The 24858-nt window shown below is 64.0% G+C and carries 23 protein-coding genes and 1 pseudogene; 12 read left to right on the plus strand and 12 right to left on the minus strand.

Annotated elements, in window-relative coordinates:
- A pseudogene (locus tag QH196_RS32580) lies at positions 1–129 on the plus strand (transposase); the annotation flags it as partial.
- A gap of 71 nt (positions 130–200) precedes the next feature.
- Here the strand turns inward: QH196_RS32580 and QH196_RS25655 are convergent.
- From QH196_RS25655 to QH196_RS25670, 4 genes are read right to left on the minus strand one after another with little or no spacing between them, the layout of a single operon-like run.
- Entirely contained in the window at positions 201–1211 is a 1011-nt protein-coding gene (locus tag QH196_RS25655) for a MaoC family dehydratase (protein WP_280418397.1), read from the minus strand.
- 2 nt (positions 1212–1213) lie between these two features.
- A complete protein-coding gene (locus tag QH196_RS25660) occupies positions 1214–2062 on the minus strand; it encodes an HpcH/HpaI aldolase/citrate lyase family protein (RefSeq protein WP_432279556.1) in 849 nt (282 codons plus the stop codon).
- 15 nt (positions 2063–2077) lie between these two features.
- Positions 2078–2968, minus strand: a complete 891-nt coding sequence (locus QH196_RS25665) for an SMP-30/gluconolactonase/LRE family protein (RefSeq protein ID WP_280418398.1) — start codon at positions 2966–2968, stop codon at positions 2078–2080.
- Positions 2969–2990: 22 nt separating this feature from the next.
- Positions 2991–4259 (minus strand): MFS transporter, encoded by a 1269-nt coding sequence (locus QH196_RS25670; protein WP_280418399.1) that lies wholly within the window; start codon positions 4257–4259, stop codon positions 2991–2993.
- 403 nt (positions 4260–4662) lie between these two features.
- On the opposite strand from QH196_RS25670, the gene QH196_RS25675 reads away from it, so the two are divergent.
- The 10 genes from QH196_RS25675 (at position 4663) to QH196_RS25715 (ending at position 15649) form a co-directional block, all read left to right on the plus strand.
- Positions 4663–5304, plus strand: coding sequence for a TetR/AcrR family transcriptional regulator (locus tag QH196_RS25675; RefSeq protein WP_280418400.1), 642 nt, complete (start codon positions 4663–4665; stop codon positions 5302–5304).
- Positions 5305–5742: 438 nt separating this feature from the next.
- Positions 5743–7326 carry a class I adenylate-forming enzyme family protein gene (locus tag QH196_RS25680; RefSeq protein ID WP_280418401.1) on the plus strand — a complete coding sequence of 528 codons (1584 nt, stop codon included), beginning with the start codon at positions 5743–5745 and terminating at the stop codon, positions 7324–7326.
- Positions 7323–8291, plus strand: coding sequence for a cyclase family protein (locus QH196_RS25685; protein ID WP_280418402.1), 969 nt, complete (start codon positions 7323–7325; stop codon positions 8289–8291). The genes QH196_RS25680 and QH196_RS25685 overlap by 4 nt, the downstream gene beginning before the upstream one ends.
- A 76-nt stretch (positions 8292–8367) precedes the next feature.
- A complete protein-coding gene (locus QH196_RS25690) occupies positions 8368–9495 on the plus strand; it encodes a thiolase family protein (protein ID WP_280418403.1) in 1128 nt (375 codons plus the stop codon).
- A gap of 7 nt (positions 9496–9502) precedes the next feature.
- Positions 9503–9913, plus strand: a complete 411-nt coding sequence (locus QH196_RS32585; protein WP_432279557.1) for a Zn-ribbon domain-containing OB-fold protein — start codon at positions 9503–9505, stop codon at positions 9911–9913.
- Positions 9910–11304, plus strand: a complete 1395-nt coding sequence (locus tag QH196_RS25695) for an FAD-binding oxidoreductase (protein ID WP_432279558.1) — start codon at positions 9910–9912, stop codon at positions 11302–11304. The genes QH196_RS32585 and QH196_RS25695 overlap by 4 nt, the downstream gene beginning before the upstream one ends.
- 77 nt (positions 11305–11381) lie before the next feature.
- Positions 11382–12839 (plus strand): aldehyde dehydrogenase, encoded by a 1458-nt coding sequence (locus QH196_RS25700; protein ID WP_280418405.1) that lies wholly within the window; start codon positions 11382–11384, stop codon positions 12837–12839.
- A gap of 24 nt (positions 12840–12863) precedes the next feature.
- Entirely contained in the window at positions 12864–14054 is a 1191-nt protein-coding gene (locus QH196_RS25705) for an acyl-CoA dehydrogenase family protein (RefSeq protein WP_280418406.1), read from the plus strand.
- 62 nt (positions 14055–14116) lie between these two features.
- Positions 14117–15346 carry a CoA transferase gene (locus QH196_RS25710; protein WP_280418407.1) on the plus strand — a complete coding sequence of 410 codons (1230 nt, stop codon included), beginning with the start codon at positions 14117–14119 and terminating at the stop codon, positions 15344–15346.
- A 180-nt stretch (positions 15347–15526) separates the two neighbouring features.
- Positions 15527–15649, plus strand: coding sequence for a hypothetical protein (locus tag QH196_RS25715; protein ID WP_280418408.1), 123 nt, complete (start codon positions 15527–15529; stop codon positions 15647–15649).
- Positions 15650–15705: 56 nt separating this feature from the next.
- Here QH196_RS25715 and QH196_RS25720 read toward each other — a convergent pair whose 3' ends face one another.
- The 7 genes from QH196_RS25720 to QH196_RS25750 all read right to left on the minus strand — a co-directional run bounded on the left by QH196_RS25720 (position 15706) and on the right by QH196_RS25750 (position 23173).
- Positions 15706–16539, minus strand: a complete 834-nt coding sequence (locus QH196_RS25720; RefSeq protein WP_280418409.1) for an SDR family oxidoreductase — start codon at positions 16537–16539, stop codon at positions 15706–15708.
- 42 nt (positions 16540–16581) lie between these two features.
- The gene (locus QH196_RS25725; RefSeq protein WP_280418410.1) at positions 16582–18066 is read right to left on the minus strand and encodes an aldehyde dehydrogenase family protein; all 1485 of its coding nucleotides are present in this window, start codon (positions 18064–18066) and stop codon (positions 16582–16584) included.
- A gap of 57 nt (positions 18067–18123) precedes the next feature.
- On the minus strand, positions 18124–19719 hold the full coding sequence (locus QH196_RS25730; RefSeq protein ID WP_280418411.1) for an AMP-binding protein: 1596 nt from the start codon (positions 19717–19719) through the stop codon (positions 18124–18126).
- 57 nt (positions 19720–19776) lie between these two features.
- On the minus strand, positions 19777–20298 hold the full coding sequence (locus QH196_RS25735) for a YceI family protein (protein ID WP_280418412.1): 522 nt from the start codon (positions 20296–20298) through the stop codon (positions 19777–19779).
- On the minus strand, positions 20295–22031 hold the full coding sequence (locus QH196_RS25740; protein ID WP_280418413.1) for an FAD-dependent monooxygenase: 1737 nt from the start codon (positions 22029–22031) through the stop codon (positions 20295–20297). The genes QH196_RS25735 and QH196_RS25740 overlap by 4 nt, the downstream gene beginning before the upstream one ends.
- A gap of 63 nt (positions 22032–22094) precedes the next feature.
- On the minus strand, positions 22095–22529 hold the full coding sequence (locus QH196_RS25745) for a nuclear transport factor 2 family protein (protein ID WP_280418414.1): 435 nt from the start codon (positions 22527–22529) through the stop codon (positions 22095–22097).
- 11 nt (positions 22530–22540) lie between these two features.
- Positions 22541–23173 carry a VOC family protein gene (locus tag QH196_RS25750; RefSeq protein ID WP_280418415.1) on the minus strand — a complete coding sequence of 211 codons (633 nt, stop codon included), beginning with the start codon at positions 23171–23173 and terminating at the stop codon, positions 22541–22543.
- A 117-nt stretch (positions 23174–23290) separates the two neighbouring features.
- Between QH196_RS25750 and QH196_RS25755 the strand changes: the two genes are divergently transcribed.
- Positions 23291–24154, plus strand: coding sequence for a fumarylacetoacetate hydrolase family protein (locus QH196_RS25755; RefSeq protein ID WP_280418416.1), 864 nt, complete (start codon positions 23291–23293; stop codon positions 24152–24154).
- Here the strand turns inward: QH196_RS25755 and QH196_RS25760 are convergent, their stop codons facing one another.
- Positions 24155–24838 (minus strand): TetR/AcrR family transcriptional regulator, encoded by a 684-nt coding sequence (locus QH196_RS25760; protein ID WP_280418417.1) that lies wholly within the window; start codon positions 24836–24838, stop codon positions 24155–24157.
- Between the last annotated feature and the right edge of the window lie 20 nt (positions 24839–24858).

A 24858-nucleotide genomic window follows, 5' to 3' on the forward strand; every position in this document is an offset into this window, starting at 1 on the left:
GAACGGACCATTGCGTGGTTGACCGGATACCGGCGCCTGACGATCCGCTACGAACGACACGGCCACCTCTTCGCAGCATTTCTACAACTCGCCGCAGCTCTCACCTGCTACAAGAAACTCACCACGTAAGACGTCCTCTTAGCCCTCGCCGAGTGAAAGGTCTCCGTCGAGGGCTTTCGATGCCCTGGTAGGTGCGGATGTCACGCGAACAGAGCGGTGAAGCGCCAGTCCAGTACCTGCTGTGGCGGTGCATCCCGGCGATGGGAGAAGACGACCGATCGCAGGTCGAGGGTTCCGCCTGTCGGCAGTATCGAAGTGCCCTCGACGTACAGGTCGCTGGTGAGGGTGTCTCCTTCAGCGACTGGTGCCGTGTGATCGCAGGATTGCCAACCGAGCACGGTTACCAGGTTCGGCAACGCCCGTGCCGCCTGATCGAGAGCGATGCCGATGGTGTGACCACCATAGACGAGGCGACCGGTTGCGCTGGTCCGTTCATCGTGGTGTGTGGCGGCGATGTTGAGGGTGAGCCGGGCCAGTTCTGGTGCGCTGCTGACCACATCGCCACTCGAGGTGAACCTGACCCCGGCCAGTGAAGGGTCGAAATGCGGTCCTGGCACTGCGGAACGGTAGGCATCGAGATCGATTCCTTCGGGCACTGCCCAGTCCGCTGTGTTCGATTCGCCGATCGTGGACAGATCATCGGTGCGGGTTACCTCGGCCGGATCGACCGCGGGGTCGATCGGCAGCATGGCGCACCGGTGGAAATCCAGCACGGTACGTCCGTGCTGGTCCGTTGTGCTGATGCGCAGTACGGCCAGACCCGTGGCCGGGCGCCCGGGTCTGATCGAGTTGCTTTTCAGGCCGACGACTTCGGTGGTGGTCGACAGCGTGTCACCGATCAGTGGCAGGCGATGCAGCCGCAGGCCACGGTAGAAGAGGTTTGCTATGACGTGATGGGTGGCCAGAGTCGATTGCCCGATCGCGATATCGGTGACCAGCCCGGGGTGCGCGACCGGGCCACCGGCGACCGTTGCCGCCAGCGACCTGTCGAGCGTCAGGCGTAGCCGATTGCCGACGATCGCTCGGTGCGCGGCAGCAAGCCCGTCGGTCAAGGTGACAGTGGGGGCAGCCTCGAAGACCTGCCCGATGGACAACCGGTCGAAGTAGGGGCCGCCGACGACAACAGTCCGTTGGTGGTCGAGAGTTCTCATCGTCAGGTTCCGATCTTGGTCAGCGTACGACGGGCCGCAACAGCGAGAGCTTCGTCGAGCATCCGACCGTCGAGTTGAACGGCTCCCGCCCCCTGTTCCTCCGCTTGTTGGAGTGCGGACAGTACCCGCCTGGCGAAGTCGGCCTGTGCAACGCTCGGAGTGAACGATTCCAGCGTGGTGCCGGCCTGCGCCGGATGAATAACCCATTTGCCGTCGAACCCGAGATCCGCGGCCCAGTGGCAGGCGCGGCGGAACGCCGGGTCGTCGGTGATTCCGAGGAAGGGGCCGTCGATTGCCTGCACTCCCGCCGCACGCGCAGCGTGTAGTACCCGGTCCTGAACATAGAGCCACTGTTCGGGCGGGGCCGCAGGCGACCGGCCCAGTGCGGCACCCAGATCGGCGTATCCGATGATCACGGCCTCGATCCGGGCACCGGCAGCGATCCGGTCGATATGGTGAATTCCGGCGGGGGTTTCCACAAGGGCCTGCAGCCGCACGTCCGCGCTGCCGGCCTCGGCGAGTATCCGGTCGGCGGCCTCGAGATCCGCTGTCGATTCCACTTTCGGAATCACGATCGAAGCCAGGGCATCCGCCACTGCACAGAGCGCGGACAGATCACGGCCGAACCATCGGGTGTCCGGTCCGTTGACCCGGACAGAGACCGGCCGCCGGGGTCCGTACTCGCCCACCAGTCCGGCCACGAACTCCCGGGCCTCGTCCTTGCGACCGGCAGTGACAGCATCTTCGAGATCGAGGACGACCTCGTCGACAGATGTATCGAGTGCCTTACGAGCTTTACGCTCATCCGAACCGGGCGCCACCAGAGTTGCTCGTCGGCATGTAGCAATCACGATGAATCCTGCCGATCACTTCGCGACACGTGTCGGCGAATCGATGGTCACTGCCTCGATCCGTGATTCGCGCAACCGCAGGCATTCTGTGCGGTCCAGCGCAGGCGAGGCGCACAGGTAGAGCTGATCCCCGTGTGCACCACCGATCGCGCAGGCCAGGACGAGTTGACCGGACCGTACCCGCTCGATTTCCCGGCCCTGCGCGTCGATACGAACTGCGGCGCGGCCGAATACATCCGATACCCAGATGTATCCCCATACATCCATTCCGATGCCGTCCGGCGCGAAGTCGACGAACAGCTCCTTTCGCTCGGTGAGATTGCCGTCGGGCGCAAGGCGGAAGCGAGTCAGCCGCGCGCCGAACGACTCGGCAACGAAGAGATACTTCCGGGTTTCGTCGACGACGATGCCGTTGCTGAACGCCAGCCCGGAAGCCACCTCCCGGTATGCGCCGTCCATTTCGACCAGAAAGAGCCGGCTGGTTGCCGGCGGGGTGAACCTGCCGTGGCATACGTTGTCGATATCTTCCGGATCGGAGAGGTAGGCGTGGGGGTCGAAACCGGTTTCGCCGACGTAGCATCGGCCGGCGGAGTCCACTGCCAAATCGTTCAGTGTCGATGCGACCGAATCGGCGAGGTCGGCGTGCACGACCAGTTCATCATTGTCGAGCCGGAGGATCTTTCGCTCCTGCATGAGGACCACCAGGAGACGTCCGTCGGGCAACCACCCGATGCCTCCGGGCGCGCTCGCCACCTCGATCCTGCGTGTATCCGAACCGTCCGGCCGAACCGAGATCACTTGGTTCAGATGCATATCGACAAACCAGACCCGACCATCGTGGTAGCGGGGGCACTCGGTGAACGAATATCCATCGGCGACGACGTCGAAGGAAGAGTTGCCAGTCATCTAAAATACTCCATTTCCTGGTTCAGACTTCGGAACGCGCGGCCGTTCCATCGGCATCGGTGACAACCCGCACTTGCGGGCGTCGCGGAATCGCGGCAGCGAGTATCGCGCCGAGAATTCCGAATCCCGCAAAGACGTAGAAGCTTGTTTCGACACTGCTACCGGCGGCGACGAGGAATCCGATCAACGTCGGACCGCCCAGGGCCCCGACTCGACCAGCGCACGAAATCCACGACAGTGCCGCGACTCGGGAATTATCCGGATAGTCCGTCGCCACAAAACCGGACATCAGCAGCTGCGCTCCGAGAGTTCCGGCGCCGGCGACGAATACAAGGACGTAAACAAAACCCAGCGGAAGCGCGATGCTCAGCGCGAGAATGCTTGCTGCGGCCGCGAGAAAAACTGCGATCATCACCGTCCGCGGCCCCGAGGCGTCGGCACGCCTGGCGAGTAGCGGCGGAATTGTGGCCGCACCCAGATTGAGAGCTATCAGGAAGGTCAATGCCGACCCGAGTTCGTATCCGTTCGCCCGCATCAACTGCGGAAGCCAGGTATTCAATCCGTAGGTCAGCACCAACCCACTCGCGCTCATCAGCCCGAAGACGATGGTCCGCACCCATACTCCGTCGACGAACAGCGCTTTCGGGCCCCGCGCAGTGCCGGAGCTCCGGTCATCCTCCGAGGCATCTGCATAGTCGGCAGGCCGGCGCGTTGCCGAGGATTCGGGAAGGGCGAAATACATCAGTGGCACCAGTGTGACCAAAGGCAGAGCACCGAGCACGAAGAGAAAGCGCCAGCCCAACGGCTCCAGCGCCACCACGCCGACGAGCGCGGCAACAACACCTCCGACGGGGTATCCGGACCAGGCGATGGCGCTGTACCGGTTCCCCTTCCCCTCCGGCGCGAACTCGACCGCGAGCGCCGCCGCGAGGGGAACGAACGCGCCGATACCCAGCCCTGCCATGAAGCGGGCTCCGCCGAGCGTTTCTGCCGTCGGCGCCACAGCGCAGATTGCCATCCACGCGGAGAACCAGCCGCACGAGGCGATGGTCAGCATGCGCCGGCCGATGAAATCGGCCAGTGCACCTGAGACGAGCGAGCCGATCAACATACCTACGACCGTGAGAGTGCTGATCAGCCCCGCTATCGCCGGCCCGATATCCCAGCCCTGTGGGGACACCAGCTGGGGCAACACTGTCCCGTAGGAGACCAGGTCATACCCTTCGAATGCCAACCCGGCGAAACACAGTGCCAGTACCGGGATTCGGAATCTGGCGTTGACTCTGGACATGGTGACTCCCTCATATCGATGACATTCCGCGCTCCATATGCCGAGGCGTGCCGCGCGGTCGTCGCGGGCTTCGGCCCCCGGCGGCCGAATCGGCCGCACGGGCGGGGAGGCTGGGATACCTCGCCGACGAACCGGTTCGAATCGGAGACTCCGGCCGCATATCGAGTAGCGCGTTGCGGTATCGGTCGGGGTCTCGGCTCGCGGCGATCGGCCGGGTTGTCTGCGCGGCGACCTGCGTGCACTGGCAAGTGCGTATGTCCGGAAGCGAGCCTAAGCACGACAGGGCGTTGTGTCAACCATCACTATGTCGAGTCAGCCGGAAGCGGTCCGGTTACATCAGCCACCAGGGCGTCGACCGACGCTGCGTCATGTCGGCAACTCCCCCCGGGGCTACGCTCGCAGCATGGACAACACTGCATCGACTGAGACGACAGAGCTGCTCCCGGTGCGTGAGCAGCAGCGGTTGATGACACGCCGGCGAATACTGCATGCGGCACGCACGGTTTTCGAAGAGCGCGGTTACGGGGAAGCGTCCATCGGAGATATCACCAAGGCCGCGAAGATCAATCGATCCACCCTCTACCTTCACTTCGCCAACAAAGCCGAGGTTTTCAACGAGGTCTACGAGGCCGTCCGCGAGCAGCAGAGCGCACGCTACTGGTCACTGCTGAACGTCGCACTCGAGGAGGGCACCGAGTCCGCACTGCGAAACTGGCTCGACAACGCCTTGACCTGGTGGGAGGACCACGCGAAACTGCTGCCCGCGATCCACGAGGCCATGGCCGGAGACCTGGAGGTCGCCGCGCGCTGGAAGGACCAGATCGACCAGCTCGCCCATGAACTCGACGGATACCTGCAGACGGTTCCGCCGGAGCATCGCGACGAACGGCAACTGCGCATCGAACTACTGATGGTCCAGCTCGATCAGCTGTGCTTTCGATGCATCGTGCAGAAGGTCTTCGTACTGGAGCGCGAGGCCCTGCTCGATGTAGTGACCGGACTGTGGGGCGACGCGCTGAACCTGAAGAAGGACTGTAGCTCCTGACCGCCGCGCCGCCCAGGATCTTCGGCATGCGGACACATCACGCTCGACGAGTCCCCGCACTATCACGTAGTCGAGAACCGGAGCCCAGTTCACCCACACGACGATCAGCCCCCTCCGTCACCACGGCGTGAGACCGAGACCGGCATACCGCCCTGGCGGCCTGCCGGTTATCGGCGCCTATTCGCGGAAGCAATCGCCCCGCACCCCCGGCAATTCACTCAACATACTGTTGCTTGACACACCATCCTGTTGCGCGTAACGTCCCTCACAGATGGTGAAACGGTAAAAACCGCCGCCGGACCGGCCTTTCGAAGCCGGGTTCCTGTTGCGCGGTTACGCCGATCTCCGCGCGGTGCCATCGATCCGATGACGAACCGCCTCTCCGACCGGTGGCATGCCCACCGATGTGCTCCGCATCCGGAAGACAGGACCAGTCAAGTGAACGAGATCCAGATGGGTCGGCCCGAAACCTTCCCCGAGGCGATGGCCGCGCTGGCCGCATCATTCGCCGATACAGAAGCCGTGGTGGCGCCGGAAGGGCGACTGACCTTCGCCGAATTGAATTCCCGCTGTGCCGATTTCGCCGGATCTCTGGCCGCGGCCGGCCTGCGACCCGGTGAACGGGTGGGAGTACTGCTACCGAACGGTCTGCGCTGGCTCGTCGCCGTGCTGGGCGCCCAGCGCGCGGGACTGACTGCCGTCCCGATCAACACGTGGTATCGCTCCAACGAACTGGCACATCTGATCGCCTCCGCGGACCTGCGGTTGATCGTGACCGAGCACCTCGTCTTCGGCAAGGACATCCCCGCCGAACTCGCCGCCGCCGGATATCCCGGAACATACACATCCGCCACACGCGGAGAGCCGTACCTGGGGGCATTACTGTGGCCGGCCACCGAACCCTTTCCGCCTGCTGCACAGCGCGGACCTTGCCCACCGCAGACCTGTGGACCGTCGGACCCAGCGATGATTCTCTACACCAGCGGCAGCACAGCACTTCCGAAACCGGTTCCACTCGAGCACGGCAAACTGCTGCGAAATGGTCGCGCGATGGGTGATCGCATGCGTGTGGTGCCCGGTGATCGACTGTGGTTCGCGATGCCGTTGTTCTTCGGGTACGGCGCGTGTAACGCCCTTCCTGTCGCGCTGGCCCACGGGATCACTCTCTGTATCCAGGAGAAGGTGGAAGGCGATGCGGCCCTGGAATTCATCGAGGCCGAGCGCTGCACGGTGTTCTACGGCCTGGCCACCGCCGTGCGGGCCCTGCTGGCTTCCCCCAGTTTCGGACGACGGGATATCTCATCGCTGCGGACGGGGCCCGTCGGATTCAATGCCGAGGACAAGCGACTGGCGATCGAAGGCCTCGACATCACCGAAGCGTGCAGTGCCTACGGGCTGACCGAGTCATACGGGTTCGTCACCATGTCCGACGCTTACGACGATCTCGCCAGCAAGCTCAATACGCAAGGGAAATCCCTTCCCACCCAGGAAATTCGGATCATCGACCCCACTGGCGCCCCGTGCCCGCCCGGGTCGGTGGGCGAGATCGAGATCCGCGGTTGTGTCATCCCCGGCTATCTGGGCGGCGCCGAGATCAACGCCGGCACACGGACCGCGGACGACTGGTTCCGCACCGGTGATCTCGGTGCGCTCGACGCCGACGGCAGATTGTCCTTCGGCGGGCGCTGGAAGGAAATGCTCAAGATCAAAGGCATAAACGTCGCACCGCTCGAAGTGGAGGAGATCATATCCGGCCACAGCTCGGTGGACCAGGCGTACGTATTCGGGTTGGAGACCGGGGAAGGCGACCAGGAGATGGCCTGCGTTGTGGTGCCGGCCGTCGCCGTCGGTGACCATGAAGCGTTTGCCCGCACGCTGACCGAGTACATCCGCGCTCGTGCCGCCAGTTATAAGGTGCCCGGCCGTTTCGTCGTGATGGAGTCGGCGGCGGTACCGCAGACCGCCACCGGCAAGGTGAGCAAGCTGAAACTGCGCGACATGCTCACCGAGGGCGTGCGATGAGCACGGCCGAAACAACCCGGCGAACGCCGCGCTTCGCCGAGCTTCCGGTACTACCGGACCGCGACGAACACCACGGCTGGGATGTATGGGGCCGCCACGACGAAATCGGCACGCTCAACCTCATCGGACCCCGGCAGCGGCTCGCCGCGGCCCGCACCGTCCGGACCGGCGAGATGATCTCGTTGTGCCTGCCGTTGGACGAGCCGAATCCAGGCTTGTTCGGCGAACGCAGCCCCTACGACCACATCGTCGAAGACACCGCCGCCGGGCACGACGATCGGCTCGACCACTTCTATCTGCAGGGCTCCTCCCAATGGGACGGGCTCAGGCATATCCGTGCCGGGCGGCACGGCTACTGGGGTGGCCGGCAGGAGTCCGACCTCGCGACCACCGACACCCTCGGAGTCGATCACTGGGCAGCCCACGGGTTCGGCGGGCGCGGAGTTCTGGTCGATATCGCCCGCTACCTCGCCGACATGGGAACCCCGATCGTTCCGGACGAACCGGTCGTGATCACCGCAGCCATGCTCGACGCGGCAGCGGCCGCCCAGGGGACGACCTTCGAGTCGGGCGACATACTCGTGATTCGCACCGGTTGGACCGAGTGGTATCGCACGCGCCCCCTACAACACCGGCTCCGTATGCGGGACACGATCGGTGCCGGGTTCGCCTGCCCGGGGCTGGATTCATCGAAACAGATGGCCGGTTATCTCTGGGACAACGAGTTCGCCGCGGTGGCTGCCGACAACGTCGGCGTGGAAGTCTTCCCGGTCGACCGGCGGAAAGGATTCCTGCACCGCCGCCTGATCGCACTGCAGGGCATGGCGCTGGGCGAGTTGTGGAATCTCGAAAAGCTGGCTGCCGCGTGCGCTGACCGCGGTCACTACGAATTCCTGCTGGTATCCGGAGTCCTTCCCTTGCCACGCGGAGTGGGCAGCCCCGCGAACGCCCACGCCATCATCTGATCCGCCTTCACCGAGGAAAGGAACTTCCGCTGTGCCACTCGGTCCGCTCCGACAGGTAGCCATAGTCGGGATCGGGATGACCGAAGTCTCCCGGCGCTCCCCCCGCACCGCACTGGATTTCGCCGCCGAAGCCCTGCGGCTGGCACTCGATGATGCCGGCGTGCGCGTCGACGAAGTCGACGGGCTGTTCACCAATGTCGGCTATCCATTGGCCGTCGACTACGACCGGATGGCCGAAGCGTTCGGGCTCGGAATCCGGGCCGCGGTGCAGACATGGACCCATGGACGCTTCGTCGGGCCGGCTCTGCAAGCGGCGGTGCAATCGGTTGCCCTCGGAATGTCCGATATCGCGGCATGTGTGGCGGGCGTGTCTTTCTCCGGTCTCGGCATGGTCGGTGGAGCCGGAGATCTCGAAGGTATGCGCCAAGGTGGCGGGTCGCACGGGGAACTGCCGCACTACGGTATGACGGCCCCCGGCGCCGGTGCAGCGATGGCCTTCCAACGCTATTGCGCCCGATACGGCTACGACCCGGAGCTCATCGCCGCGGTGCCGATCGCTTTCCGCAAGCACGCCCGGCTGAACCCGGCGGCGCAGATGACCGATGCCCTGGGAGCCGACGACTACCTGCGCCAGCCCTTCGTCGTCGAACCGTTGCGCCGGCCGGACTTCGCTCTGCTCAGCGACGGCGGCGGATGTCTGCTCGTCACCACCGTCGAACGTGCCCGCGACCTGCGCCGGCCCGCTGTGGTCGTGGCCGGAATACAAGGACTGCACGCCGGTCGAAACGAGTTCATCTTCGCACCGCCCGGACTCGGGGTCTTCTCGCAGAGCGACACCCGGCGCGTCGAGTACAACACCGTCTACAGCCAGGCGGGGTTGACGGGGCCGGCCGATATCGACTCATTACAGCTGTACGACGCCTTCTCACCCAACCTGGTTTTCGTGCTCGAGCGCTTCGGATTCGCCGGCGAAGGACAGGCCCTCGACTGGCTGCAGAACGGCCGGATCGAGCTCGGCGGTGAGCTCCCGGCCAATACCGCCGGCGGTCTGCTGTCCGAGGCACATATCTGCGGGTGGGGTCACATGGTCGAGGCGGCCCGCCAGCTGCGTGGTCAGGCCGGGCCCCGGCAAGTGGCCGACTGCGAAACCGTCCAGTGGGCCACTCCTTTCGGGGATTCGCTCATTTTCACGAAGGACAGGTGATCAGACAGTGTCGGACCGACGCCCACTCCCCCTCCGCTACCCCGAGGACATCGAGCACCTCGACAGGGCGGCGAATTCCCTACTGCGTATCCCCCGATGCGGCACCTGCCATCGGCGATTCTGGCCACCCGGGCCGGTATGTCCCCACGACTTCAGCAGCGATATCGGCTGGGACACCGATCCGGGAGCCGGTCGTGTCAACAGTTGGATCCGGTTCCACAAACAGTATTTCGCCGGTGACGACGTTCCCTACATCGTGGTACAGGTCCGGCTCGACAGCGGACCCAACATCACGACGACATGGGCCGGCGACACGGACCCGGTTATCGGCGAAGCTGTTTCGGTGTTATTCCGGCCGGTGGGCGAGAACACGGCCCTGCCGGAGTTCGGACCGGTGGTCAGCGAATGTTCGCGATGAGTACCGCTGTGATCGAGGACCTGCGCCGCGCGCTTCCACCCGGCCGGACCATCGACGACCCCGGCATTCTCGACAGCTACGCACACGACCAAGCCGTATGGGCCCCGCACAGCCGGCCGGCGGCCGTCGTGCGGCCGCGGAGCGCAGAAGAGATTCAGCAGATCGTTCGCGCCTGCCTGGAACACCGTGCACCGGTGGTGGCCCGTGGCGCGGGAACCGGTCTGTCCGGCGGCGCCAACTCGGTCGACGGCGCCATCGTGCTGTGCACCGAACAGATGACAACGATCAAAGAGATCGACAAGACAGAACAACTCGCCGTCGTCGAACCCGGTGTCGTGAACGACGATCTCCGGAAGGCATGCGCCGAGCACGGCCTGTGGTACCCGCCGGATCCGGCGAGCGCCCCGTGGTCGACCATCGGCGGGAATGTCGCGACGAATGCCGGGGGTCTCTGCTGCGTGAAGTACGGCGTCACCCGCGATTACGTACTCGGCATGCAGGTGGTCAACGGTCGCGGGGAGCTGGTGCGGCTCGGCCGCCGCACCGCCAAAGGAGTCGCAGGTTATGACCTGGCGGGTCTCATGGTCGGTTCAGAGGGAACACTCGGCATCATCTCCGAGGTAACAGTACGTCTGCGCCCGGCACGCCCGCCGGAACGCACGATCGCCGGCTACTTCGGCTCACTGGCCGCCGCCGGTCGCGCAGTAGCGGCGGTCGGGATGGCAGGTCTCATACCGTCGGCGCTCGAACTCATCGATCGCCATACCCTGCTCGCCGTCGACGCATGGAAGAATATGGGGCTGTCCGACGAAGCGGATGCCGTATTGCTCGCGCGCACCGATACCCCGGGGGCCGGCGGCGACGAGGAAGCCGCGGCAGTTCTGGCCTGTTTCACCGAGTCGGGTGCGAGCTGGGCGGCGATCTCGTCCGACGTCCAGGAGGCCGAAGCGCTGTTCGCGGCCCGCCGGCTCGCGTACCCGGCTCTCGAACGACTCGGGCCCGTCCTCACCGAAGACGTCTGCGTACCCCGTGCCTCCGTTCCCGAGATGCTCACCAGAATCGAGGCCATCGGGAAACAGGACCGAATCACCATCGCCAACGTTGCCCACGCCGGTGACGGGAATCTGCACCCGCTACTGATCGTCCCAGCCGACGACGCCGACGCGCGGCGACGAGCCGAATATGCCTTCGAGCGCATACTCGATTCCGCGATCGAGCTGGGCGGCACGGTCACCGGCGAACACGGTGTCGGGCTGTTGAAACGCAACGGGCTGACCCGGGAGTTGACCGAGCCGGTTCTGGGCATGCACACAGCGGTGAAACAGGCGCTCGACCCACACGGCATTTTCAACCCCGGAAAAGTGATCGCACCGTGCGCGCCGCAGTTCTGACCGGCCGACAAGGTTCCGGCCCGCCACACCCCGCCGAATCGACCATCCAGTAATCGATCACTCGAGGAGAGATATCCATGAACAGCACCGAACTCGACCGCACCCGCTTCTACATCGAGGGACAGTGGGTGACACCGCGGGCGGGCGATACTCAGGTATCCCTGGAAGCTGCCACCGGAAAACCGTTGGGGACGGCAGCTCTCGGGTCGGCAGCCGATATCGACGTCGCCGTCCGCGCCGCCGAACGAGCATTGCACGGTCCGTGGGGCAGCACGACAGCTGCTGAGCGAGCAACCATCATGCGCCGGTTCGCCGACGCGCTCGCTGCCCGGGCCGACGATACCTCGGCCCTGGTCAGCCGGGAGAACGGTATGCCCATCGCGCTGTCCCACGCCTTCAACGGTGCAGCGCCCGCGGGACTGCTCCAGATGTATGCCGACACCATCGAGTCCACTCCCCTGGAACGGGCCCGGCCCAGCCAGGCCGGGTCCACCCTGGTGCGTCGTGAACCGGTCGGTGTCGTCGGGGCGATCACACCGTGGAACTATCCGCAGGTTCTGGCGATGATGAAGATCGCTCCGGCGCTCGCCGCGGGCTGCACGGTCGTGCTGAAACCGGCTCCGGAAACGGCGCTCGACGGCTACGTTCTCGGCGAGGCCGCCACCGAGGCGGGTCTGCCGCCGGGCGTGCTGAACATCGTGGTGGCGGGGCGGGAGGCAGGTGCGGCGCTGGTGTCGCATCCACTGGTGGACAAGATCGCCTTCACCGGGTCCACCGGTGCCGGACGGCTCATCGGCGCCGAATGCGGCCGGCTGATCCGTCGCTGCACCCTGGAACTCGGCGGTAAGTCCGCTGCCATCGTGCTCGACGACGCCGATCTCGCCACCTTCGTCGCCGGGCTGGGCGACGCCACATTCCAGAACAACGGGCAGACATGTACTGCGCAGACGCGCGTGCTCGCGCCGCGTTCCCGCTACTCCGAAGTCGTCGACGCTGTCGCCCAGTACGCGCGCGATATGGTGCTGGGCAACCCCTTGGACCCCGCGGTGACCTGCGGACCGATGGCCAGCGAAGCACAGTTGGAGCGCGTGCTCGGCTACATCGACCTGGGCAAGAAATCCGGCTCGCGGCTTGTGGCCGGCGGTGCCCGGCCGGCCGGCCTGCCGGATGGCTGGTTCGTCGAACCGACCGTCTTCGCCGATGTCGACAACTCAGAGCGCATCGCACAGGAAGAAATCTTCGGGCCGGTTGTCACCGTGACGCCCTACGACGATGACGACGATGCCGTCCGGCTGGCCAACGACAGCGAGTACGGCCTCGGCGGATCGGTGTGGACTTCCGACGAGGACCGCGGTATCGCCGTGGCACGCAGGGTCCGCACGGGCACCATCGGCGTGAACTACTACATGCAGGACCTCGGTGCGCCCTTCGGCGGCATGAAGAGCAGCGGCATCGGACGCGAACTCGGACCGGAAGCCCTGGACGGTTACCTCGAGTACAAGTCGATCTACGCCGGCGCCGCACGAGTCGGTTGAACCGGCTTCCGAAGGAGGAACAACGTGCTTGCACAGACTGCGGGACTGTCCGACGTCCAGACCGAGATTCTGGCCACCGTACGCGCTTTCGTGAACAAGGAAATCATTCCCAACGCACCGGAGCTCGAGCGAGCCGACCGCTACCCCGCGGAAATCGTCGAGGCCATGAAGAAAATGGGCCTGTTCGGCCTGACCATTCCCGAAGAGTACGGAGGGCTGGGCGAGTCACTGCTCACCTACGCGCTGGTAGTCGAGGAGATCGCCCGCGGCTGGATGAGCGTCTCCGGGGTGATCAACACACATTTCATCGTCGCGCATATGATCGCTCGGCACGGCACCCCGGCACAGAAGAGCAAGTATCTGCCGCTGATGGCGGCCGGCGAGATCCGGGGCTCGTTCTCGATGTCGGAACCGGATCTGGGCTCCGACGTCGCGGCCGTCAAAACCCGCGCCCGGCCCGACGGCGACGACTACATCATCGACGGCGCCAAGATGTGGCTCACGAACGGCGCCTCGTCCAACCTCATTGCGCTGCTCGCGCGGACCGGCGGGGACGACCCGAAACCCAGCCGAGGACTGACCACCTTCCTGGTCGAGAAGCCCGAGGGTTTCGGCGAGGTCGCACCCGGCCTGACAATTCCCGCAAAAATCGAGAAAATGGGATACAAGGGCGTGGATACGACCGAAGCCGTCTTCGATGGTTTTCGGATCTCGGCCGCCCAGATCCTCGGCGATGCACCGAATCGGGGATTCGCCTTCATGATGGACGGCGTCGAGGTCGGCCGCGTCAATGTCGCGGCGCGTGCCTGCGGGGTCGCTATCCGGGCATTCGAACTGGCCATCGACTACGCGCAGCAACGCAAGACTTTCGGGAAACCGATCGCCGAACACCAGGCCATCGCCTTCAAACTCGCCGAAATGGCATCCAAAATCGAGGCCGCACACCTCATGATGGTCCATGCCGCGCGTCTGAAGAGCGCCGGCGAACGCAACGATATCAGTGCGGGTATGGCAAAACTACTTGCCAGCGAATACTGCGCCGAAGTCACCCAGGAATCGTTCCGAATCCATGGGGGCTACGGATACTCGAAGGAGTTCGAGATCGAACGGCTGATGCGTGAAGCGCCTTTCCTGCTGATCGGTGAAGGGACCAGCGAGATCCAGAAGACCATCATCAGCCGGGGCCTGCTCCGCGAGTACCGGCCCAGAAACTGAACGCAGAGCACCGATACATCCACGGCTCACGCTGCAGCCCACGACCGACAGGATGGAATTTCATGTCCCTCGACTCCGAAAAGCTCCCCCTATCCGGACTTCGAGTCGTGGAGGTATCCAGTTTCGTCGCCTCGCCGCTGTGCGGGCTGACCCTCGCACAACTGGGCGCCGATGTGATTCGTGTCGATCCGCTGGGAGGTGCGGCCGACCACACCAGGTTGCCGGCCACCGGCAACGGCACCAGTATCTACTGGACCGGCCTGAACCGGGGCAAACAATCCGTCGCCTGCGATATGCGCAGCCCGGAAGGGCAGCGCATGATCCAGCGGCTGATCACAGCACCGGGCGACGGCGGCGGCATCCTGGTGACCAACACCAGCGGACGGGAATGGCTCGGACACGACGTCCTCGAACGGGACCGGCCGGATGTCATCACCCTCGAGATCCTCGGCCGGCGCGACGGCACACCCGGCGTCGACTACACCGTCAACGCGGCCGCCGGGTTCCCGTTCCTCACCGGCCCGGCCGACAATCCGGAACCGGTCAACCACACACTGCCCGCATGGGATATCGCCTGTGGCTTCTACGCCGCATTCGCGCTCACCGCAGCAGTGCTGCACCGCACGAAAACCGGTGCGGGCACCCACATCACACTTCCTCTCGAAAACATCGCCTTGTCGCTTGCCGGAACACTCGGGTACCTCACCGAAATTCAGGTCAACGGCACCGAACGACCCCGGACCGGCAACCATGTGTACGGAACCTACGGAACCGATTTCGTGGCCGCCGATGGTTCCCGGTTCATGATCGTCGCCCTCACTCCGAGGCATTTCCGCGGGCTCATAGCGGCGACCGGCACCACCGCAGCCGTAGCGGCGCTCGAGTCGGCGCTGGGCGCGGACTTCACACAGGACGCCGACAGGTTCCGCTACCGCGATCTGCTCACCGCGCTGTTCGCCGACTGGTTCGCACAACACACCGCCGACCGGATCACCTCCGCCCTGCGTAGATGCGGTGTCCTCCACGAGCGCTACCGGACCTTCGCCGAAACCTTCGCCTCACCGGATGTCCAGGACAACCCGCTCTTCGCCGAGCTCGACCAGGCAGGCGTCGGGAATTACCTGGCGGCCGGCACGGCAGCCCTGTTCGACCACCGGCACCTACACTGCGGAGCCGCACCGAAGCTCGGACAGGACACCACAGACGTCCTCACCCGGGTCACCGGGTTGCCGGAGTCGGAGGTCACCGATCTGGTCGAAGCAGGAGTTCTCGGCAGCGCTGCGCAGGGATGAAGTGAGCACTGCGTGGTCACGTCGGAGGGCCCTCCGGGGGCACCGCCATCGGTGGAGTCGTCCGTGAGTCCGCGAGCGCGGATGCTGCGCTCGACCGTGGGAGGCAGGAAAGGTGCGCGGGCACGGGCCCTCGGAACCGTCCGACGCAAGCGCCACACCGCCCGATTCAATCGTTCTGCCGTGGGAACCGAACTCCACGAACTGCCCGCCGCGCGGTACCAGTTCAGTGCCGCTGTCATCGCCCCGGTCCTCGTCGCCGAGCGAACTGTTCGCAAGAGACCAGCTGTGCAGCAGACCCTGTGATGCCTTTGATGTCGTGCACCGAACCCCCGGTTTGGTGCATTCTCCAATTCACATAGTCAGAGAAACAAATCGGGTACGAGGTTCGTCGCGGTCGCACCGTCGTGAAGGTAGCGGTCCAGATTCGAGATTCCGGCCTCGGTGAGAACATCCTCGTCGATGAAGCACCGCCCCGTGGCCTGGGCCGCGGTGAGACCGAGGACGATCGCGGCCGCATCGGCCATTATCTCAGGGCGGCGGGCCGCACGCATCCCCTCGGCACCGGCGACGATATTCTGTACCGCGGCGGTGGCGATCAGGGTGCGCGGCCACAGGCAATTCGCCGCAATCCGCTCACGGTATTGCTCCGCGACCCCGAGGGTCAGCATGGTCATACCGTATTTGCTGACTGTGTAAGGCGCATACTCGGCGAGCCAGCGGCGATCCGGGTTCAACGGCGGAGACAGCGTCAGTACATGAGGGTGGCGAGATTCCAGCAGGTGTGGTAGCGCCGCCGAGGTCAGGGCGAAGGTTCCGCGGGTATTGATGTCCTGCATCAGGTCGTAGCGTTTGAGTGAGAGCTCTCCGATGCCGCTCAGCGTAATTGCCGAGGCGTTGTTGACGACTATGTCGATACCGCCGAATCGATCGACAGTCTGTGTCACCGCCCGAGTGATCGTCTCGTCGTCGCGGATATCGCCGATGATCGGAAGTGCTCGGCCACCAGCGCTCTCGATCTCAGCGGCAGCGGTGTGGACGGTGCCGGGCAATCGTTTATCCGGAACGTCGGTCTTGGCGACGAACGCAATGTTTGCGCCGGCACGGGCTGCACGCACGGCAATGGCCGATCCGATACCGCGGCTGCCACCGGACATGAGAATCGTCAGGCCGGACAGCGAAGGTTGCGACTTCATGAATGTTCCTCTGTCGACAAGATCTGGTTAGTGCCCTCTCCATCAGCTCTGGACGGACGTGAATTCCCCGTACACCTTGATCTGCTGAAACTGCTCGAGTGCGCGCGGACCACAGAGGAACCCTCCGTTGCTGCTTGCCTTGTATCCCCCTTGCTCGAACTTCTCGTTGAGCAGTCCCCACGTGTTGATCCACACGCCCGCAGTCTGCAATTCACGGCCGATCGCGCGCGCACGACCGGAGTTCCGGGTGAAAATCGCTGCTCCCAGCCCATACTCGGTGGCGTCCGCTCGATGAATTGCATCCACATCGGAATCGAATACCTCGAATGTCTGCACCGGTCCGAATATTTCCTCTTGGACTACGGGGATATCGAGCCGCTCGACCTCGAGTAGGGTGGGCCGGTAGAACGCGCCGGCGGCCAACGGCCCGTCGGTAACGAGTCCACCTCTGACCAGCGGTACTGCATGGGCCATGGCAGCTTCTACCAGCCGGTCGACCCGCACGGCACTCGCCCTGTCGATCAGCGGCCCGATCTGGCTGGCGGGGTCATCACTCGGACCCGGTTGTACTGCCGCCAGTGCCGCACTGAGCCGAGTACGGACTTCGTCGGCGATAGCGCGGTGTACGAGTACCCGTGACCCGGTGACACAGAACTGACCGTTCAACATCGTTGCAGCAGACACCACGGTGGGAATGGCCGCATCGAGATCTGCGTCGTCCAGGAGTATCAGCGGCGTTTTTCCGCCCAGCTCGAGATTGAGTCTCTTCAGCCGGGGGGCGCTCGCCTCGACGATCTTACGGCCGACCGACGTGCTGCCCGTATAGCTGATAACCGCAACATCCGGAGAGCTCACCAGCAGCTCCGCGCCCGAGCTGCCGGACTCGGTGAAGATGTTCACCACGCCGGCCGGGAGAATAGAGCTTTGCGCGACTGCTTCCGCGAAAAGAGTATTGGTCAAGGCTGTCTGTGCCGGCATCTTGACGACAGCTGTGCACCCTGCGGCCAGCGCTGGGCCCAGCCCCCGCGCGGTAAGGGTGATCGGGGCGTTCCAGGGGGTGATGATCCCGGCGACGCCGAGCGGTTCAGGACTGGAACGGAAGTGGACGTCCGGGGTGATATCGGCATGTCGGCCGGTATCCGAGTTGATGAGGCAGGCGGCAGCGTTGTAACGCATCCACTGAACTGCGGTATCGACTTCGAAATTGGCCTGCCACAGGAGTTTGCCGTTCTCTTGGCTCAGCCTGGATGCCAGTTCCCGGGACCGCGCTTCGATGCCGTCGGCGATCTGAGATATCGCACGCGCCCGCAGATTTACGTCGCGGGACCATTGCCGTGCCGTGAAGGCGGCGCCGGCGGCGGCGATGGCGGCGGCCGCCTCGTCGGCACCTCCGTCTCGGAATTCTCCGACCACTTCCCCGGTTGACGGATTGACGGACTGCCCCGTAACGGCAGATTCGGTCCATTCCGCGTTGATCCAGTGCCGGGCGGGAACGGCCGGTCTGGCTGTGATCTCGATCGCGGTCATATGCGTACTCCTGTCATCGTTGGCAGTAGCCGGGATGGTGTGATGTCGATCGGCTGGTTACCCGGCTGCCGATATGTGTTCGAGGATTGTTCGAACCGCTTTCTTGTCCGGCTTTCCCAAGCCGGTCAGCGGTATGGAATCGACCACCACGAAACGCTTCGGCGTGTGCACCGGGCCCTTGCGACCTCGCACGTTCTCCCGGAGCTCGGAACTGAGAACCGGAATGAACTCGTCGTCACGGCGAGCGCTGGGGCGGAGCACGAGCACCGCGGTCACTGCTTCCCCCCATTTGTCGTCGGGGGTTCCGACGACACAGACCTGTTCCACGGCTGGGTGTTCGGAGATGATGTCCTCCACCTCCCGTGGGAAGACATTGAAGCCGCCCGTAACGATCATGTCCTTGATCCGGTCCACGATGTACAGGTAACCGTCGCGGTCTTCGCGAGCGAGGTCTCCAGTGTGCAACCAACCATCGCGGAAGGTAGCCGCGGTGATCTCGTGCTGATTCCGATAGCCGTCGCTGAGCAATGGACCGCTGACGCAGATCTCCCCCACTCGGCCTCGGCGCACCGGCTCGCCGTCGTCGCCCAGCAGGGCGCATCGTACGAACTGTGTCGGCCGGCCGCAGGAGCTGCGCCGTCGTTCGTCGTGCTCGGTCGTGGACAAGTAGGTGATCGCCATCGGAGCTTCGGATTGGCCGTAGAACTGGGCGAGTTTCGGACCGAAGCGGTCGAGCGCCTCCGCCAGCCGTGCCGGGTTGATTGCGGATGCACCGTAATAGATGATCTCGAGCGACGAGAGGTCACGCTTGTCGAGATCGGGATGATCCAGCAGCGCGTAGATCATCGACGGGACGAGCATCAGTGCTGTTATTCGCTTCTTCTCGATTGTCTCCAGCACGGCGGCTGCGTCGAACTTCGGCAATAAGAGGAACGTTCCACCGTTCACCAATACGGGGGTGACGAAGGCCGCACCAGCATGCGAGAGAGGCGTACAGCTGAGGAACCGGGGGCGGCTGGGCCACTCCCATTCGGCCAGCTGGATCGTCGTCATACTGAAGTAGCTCTGTGCAGTCAGCTGGACGCCCTTCGGCTTCCCGGTGGTGCCGCCGGTGTACACCAGGCTGGTGACGTGATGCGGTGACAACGCGGCGGCGACCAGCGGTTGCGGCTGGAATGTCGCCGCGTGGCCGACTATGTCTGTCGCGACATGCGCCAACTCCCGCGGCACCGGGCCGAACGTCAAGATCTGGCGCAGTGATTCGACACGATCCATGAGGGCCAGCGCGCGCTGCACGTACTCGGGTGTGGGGTCGACGATCAGTGCGGTGGCACCGGAGTCCTCGAGAATGTAGGCGTGGTCGTCCAGCGAACCGAGCGGATGCAAGGCCACGCGCCGATAGCCGCGAATATGCATGGCGGCGATATCGATCAAGACCTCAGGGCGGTTTCGCGAAAGCAGGGCCACCGACGAATCGGACCCCGCACCCAGCGACTCGGATGCTTGAATATAACGGCTGACTTCTTCACCTAATCGACGCCCCGACAGCGTGGTGGACCGGGACGAAAGCATCGGCGAATCCGCATAACGGCGCAAGGCCCCGACAAGAAGGTGACCGTTATGGTTCGGCTGGTGTAGGGCGCTTGTTTTCATAGCCAGTTGAACTCCTTCGGGAGCGCGGCAGCCTTCCGGGAAGTGTTCGCGTCGGAGTTAGGCATGACGCTCCAGTGATATGGCACCGTCCACGACGAGCGAGCGGCCGATGTAGCCCAATGCTGTGGGCCATCCGAATCGGCGCACGTCCAGAGTCGCACTGCCGGACAAGGTCAACTGCTCGGCATCGATGCGAACTGCTCCGCGCAGAGGTACTTCGACACCTCGATCGCGGACCACGAGGCGTCCCGCACCCGTAAGCGATGGACCGTGGAGGCGGATGTCACGTGATATGAAAGTGATAACGGGATAGTTGCCGGAGTCGAGAAACAGCCTGTTCTGCAGATGTCGATCTCGTAGCCGAATACCGGTGTTCACGCTGGACGGGTCCATGGTCAGTTCTCCGTCCAGCGACCCGTCGTCGTGCAGTGCTGCCCATCCAGCGAATCGCTCGAAAGCTCCGCGCGCCATCCGCGCCCCGAACATCCAGCGGGCTTCGAACGAAATCCGGGATGTGGCCGGGTCGACCCGCCACCGCGATGCGCCCGCGCCCGACGCCCGGTCGCGCTCGTCGGTCACCGCGCGAGGACCGTTTCAACCGCAGCGGTGAGAGCCGCGACAGGCTGCTCGTTGCTCGACATGCTACGCCAGGCGACATGGTTGTCCGGGCGGACGATAACCACACCGTCATCCTCGATTTCACGCACAGCACTCCATTGCCCGTCCACGTCGCGGTGCGTTGTGCCTATTTGAGCTGTCGCGATGGTGATGGCCAGCTTCTCGGCCACTTCCCTTGCCGCGTCGACCCACGTACCGCCCCGGCTCCCCGTGATCAGCGCGACGGCATCTTCGGGACCGACGAGGTCATGGGTCGAAATCCGCTCGCCGGCGTGCTCCAGCCAGGAATGGGGAAGCCGATGTCCCGGGCGGGTCGTGGGAGTATAGACCTGCCCGAGAGGATCACCGGGTGTCGATGCGGACCCGTCCGGTACCAGGGCCCCGGTCGCATAGTCGTAGCCCATCTCGAGTTCTTGTGCGCTGAACTCGATACGCTGCGTTTCGGCGACCGTGCGGAAGCGGGAGCGACGCGCCTCACCTACCAGACCGTCGGCGAAGAATCCGTTGATGATCAAATCGTTCACTTCGGGTGGCAACGGAAAGGGGATGAGCCCGAACCCGGCGTCGATGGCGAGGTGGTTCTGTGCGGCGAACATGGCCCACTCGACATTGCGGAGGCCGACTGGCTGACGTTCTGTCCCGTAGCTGTCCAGGAGGCGTGGCGAAGCATGGCCGCGACGGACAGCCGCGAGTTTCCAGGCGAGATTGTGCACGTCTTGGATCCCGCTGTTGAGGCCGAGGCCCGTCGTCGGCGGAAGACGATGAGCGGAATCGCCGACGAGAAGAATGCGGCCGTCCTGATAGCGTTCCGCGAGTACGGATTCGGCCCACCAGTGGCTGATCTTCTTCACCGAGATGTCTATATCGGCACCGACCAGCTCACCGATCTTTCCGACGATCGCTGCGTCGTCGGGTACGGGCTCGCCCGGGAGAACCGCGAAGTGCGCAGTCCATTCCTCTGATTTCGGGCCCCACGAGGGCCCCATCGGGACCAGGCGTCCACCGCTGGGCAGGAAGTGGGAGATGATGACTCCCTCGTTCCACCAGCGCGAAAGGTCTGCGGATATATGCGCGGTGACGGTCTCGAAGATCTTGGAAGCACCGACCATACCTATTCCGAGGAGCCGGCCTATGGTTTTTCCACCGTCGGCACCGACGACATAGTCCGCGTGTACCGAGTATTCCTCGCCGCCGGCGCGGTCGTGCACCAGCGCCTCGACGCCTTGACCGTTGTCCGCCAGGCTCAGTAGTTCGTGCCCGAATTTCACTGCTCCGGAACTTCGGTCATGTGCTGCGGCTCGCAACAGCGGTTCCAGGCGAAGTTGCGGAAGATTGGTAGGCGGACATACAGAATTGCGCCGGTACTCTGCGGTGGAACTGCCGGCACCGAAGCATTCCATCTCGAATATCTGTTTCCCGTTGTGTGGACCCGCGCCGGTCAGCGTTGTCCGCCACTCGACCTTGGACATGTCTTTCAGTGGGATACCTTGCGCGTACACGGCGTCGGCTATGCCGAACTGCCGGAATATCTCCATCGTGCGCGGATTCAGGTAGTGAGCTTTGGGAAGATCGGATGTCGAATCGTGGCGCTCGATGAGCATATGCTCGATTCCGTAGTCCGACAACATGATGGACATCATCAGTCCGGTACTACCGCCGCCTACGATCAGTACTGGTACATCACAGCGTGGCACTACATTCTTCCTTTCGGGCGCCGAAACGGCATGGGTAGATCGATATATGACCGGCCGCCGACATCAGAGGCCGTCGATGACGAAAGCCGGCGTCAACTTGCGTTGCGCAAGGCGCCAGCGTCCGTCCTTTTCGAGTCGGTACACGTCATCGACATCGCCGATGATCACCTGCGGTCGTTCGGCTTCGCCGATTTTCCGGTAGATGGTCATGATGATCGTTCCCCGGACCTGGTCGGCATCTTCTCGGGTCAGCCGGATATTGGACACGATATGTCGAGACAGGATGTCCTGGTTGTGCGCACGCTGTTCCAGATGCCGGCGAATGGCGACGATCCCGCTGACCTCACTTCCCGCCACGGACATGACCGCGTCAGAGGTGAAAAGATCCGCTGCTCGGTCGGCGTGTCCATGGTCGACGAGCCAGGAGTATTCGGTGGTTAGAGCTTCGATCGCACGACGTGTTTCACTGTCTACGACAAGGCCGGGTTCGTTGCGCATACGATTGCCCCTCATATCGTGCGGACGGCATCGAAGCCGCCCGCTCCGGTGTCGGGCCGCTTGCGCAATTCGAATTCGGGAACCCCATCGTGGAACCTTCGTACGAAATCATCGGCGTCGATCTCCACACCGATGGGATTCTTGGGGAATTCCACGGCAAGAAAGGCGTTGGTCTCGTCGATAGTGGCGAAATTGTCTACCTGCAGCTCGATCTGATTGCTGTCCGGGTCTCGGTAGTAGAACGAGATCGTCGGCCCGTGGTTGATCGTCCAATACGGCTCGATTCCCAGCGCTTTGAGTCTTTCGTAGGTCGCCACGAGGTGTCCGAGTGTGGCGTAGGTGAAGGCAACGTGCTCGAGGCCTGCGGACATCGCCGGGCGCTCCACCAATGTCGGCACATTGGCCACTGCGACGCGGTGATGCTCCTCGTCGTAAGTCAAGAAGCACAGCGCACCCGGCGCCTCGAATGTCGTGCGAGCAGCCAGCACCGTCTTGTACCAAGTGAGCATTTCTTCGTAGCGAGTCGTGCGCAGAACGACGTGCGCGAGCCGTGCCGGACTGATCGGCGCCGCGGCTTCCACGGCGTGCGGCGAAGCCTCCTGTGACACTGCGATCTCCCGTTCTCCCCCGAGTTTGTTGACCATATCATTCTTCTTGATAGTACTATCAATTTAGGACGGCTTGTCCACGGCGTCAACCCCCGAGCGGGCACGCGCCACCCGAAACGGCCCATCACCAACCGCCTGGAAGACAGGGAACAGATGCACCTCTACAGAACTTCTCGAGGACTCGCGCGCAACAGCGACGACGGCCTACTACTACTCGACCTGCCCTACCCGGACGTGGCAGCGTTGTTCGAAGCAGGCCCCGAGCAGGCCGCGACAGCGCCCGTCCGGGCACAGGTCGCGTTCGACGAAGTCGAACTGTTGGCCCCGATCGGCAGGCCGTGCCGGATCGTTGTGGTCGGCCTGAACTACCGCGCCCATGCGTCGGAGACCGGCGCGGAGATTCCGGCCTCGCCGACGTTCTTCTGCGTCGACGGTGGGCCGGTGACGGGCCCCGGGGACCACATCGTCCTGCCGCCGGCGGCACCGGATTTTGTCGATTACGAAGGAGAGGTAGGTGTAGTGATCGCCCGTGCCGCATACAACGTGCCGGCCGAGGATGCGTGGAACTTCGTCGGCGGGCTGACCTGTGTCAACGATGTATCGGCCCGAGACCTACAGGCAGCCGCACTTCGGGAAGCGGGCTCGGCGGGCCTCGGCTTCTCGAAGGCGCTGGATACGTTCAAGCCGATCGGTCCCGCTGTGGTGACGACGGACTCCTTTTCCTTACCGCTGGACGTCGGCTTGACGACCACAGTGAACGGAGAAATCCGGCAACAGGGCAGGACGAGCGATCTGATTTTCGATATTCCGACGCTTGTGTCGGCGGTATCGCGAATGGTCACGTTACTACCGGGGGACTTGATCTGCACGGGTACACCCGCCGGGGTCGGAGCGGCGACAGGCCGTTTCCTCGAGCCCGGCGATATCGTCGATATCGAGGTCGAGGGGATCGGCACACTGAGCAACCGTGTCGTCGCACACCCGCCGGCGGATATCGGAGCTACGCGGCCATCCTGATCAATCCTGTTCGGTAGTCAGAAGCCCCTTCAATGTCAGGTCGATCGTGACCCGGGTGTACGTCTCGACGGCATCCGGGTCGGCTGTGTCGATACCGTACATCCGCTCCATCAAGGCACTCGTCATGAAGAACGCGGAGGCGCTGCCGACGATGAAGCGGGCCACGAACGGAATCGGAAGATCGTCGCGGATCCGGCCGTCTCGCCGACCGAGCTCGATCAACTTGGACAGATGCTGTTCCAAAGGAGCGATATAGGTGTCGGTCAGCCAGTTGACCCTATCGGTGGAGAACTGGGCCTCGCTCGCCAGCAATGGCGCGACGTTGGGGTGCCTGGCGAGGAAGGAGATATGCCGGCGAATCAAGACCTGCAACGCCGAGACGGGATCCAACTCCTCCAGTTCATGGTTGAGTTTTTGCTGCACCAGCATCTCGCTGAACGCCTTGCTGATCGCGGCTCGCCAGAGCTCATCCTTCGACGCGAAGTAGTAATGCATCAACGGCTGGGCGACGCCGGCACTCCGCGCCACGGCCGACATGGAAGTGCCTTCATAACCGGAGCGCGCGAAGCAGTCGATGGCCGTCTCCAAAATCACGTCTCGCGTAGCGGCGCCCCGCTGCGACGGCTCCACCGACTTCGCCAGTTTGCCGCCTCGACCGTTTCGACGTGACGATGCAGCTGACATGGATCTTTCCTCCTAGGTTC

It is taken from the genome of Nocardia carnea, from assembly GCF_029868325.1.
In the GTDB taxonomy this organism is placed as follows: domain Bacteria; phylum Actinomycetota; class Actinomycetes; order Mycobacteriales; family Mycobacteriaceae; genus Nocardia; species Nocardia carnea_C.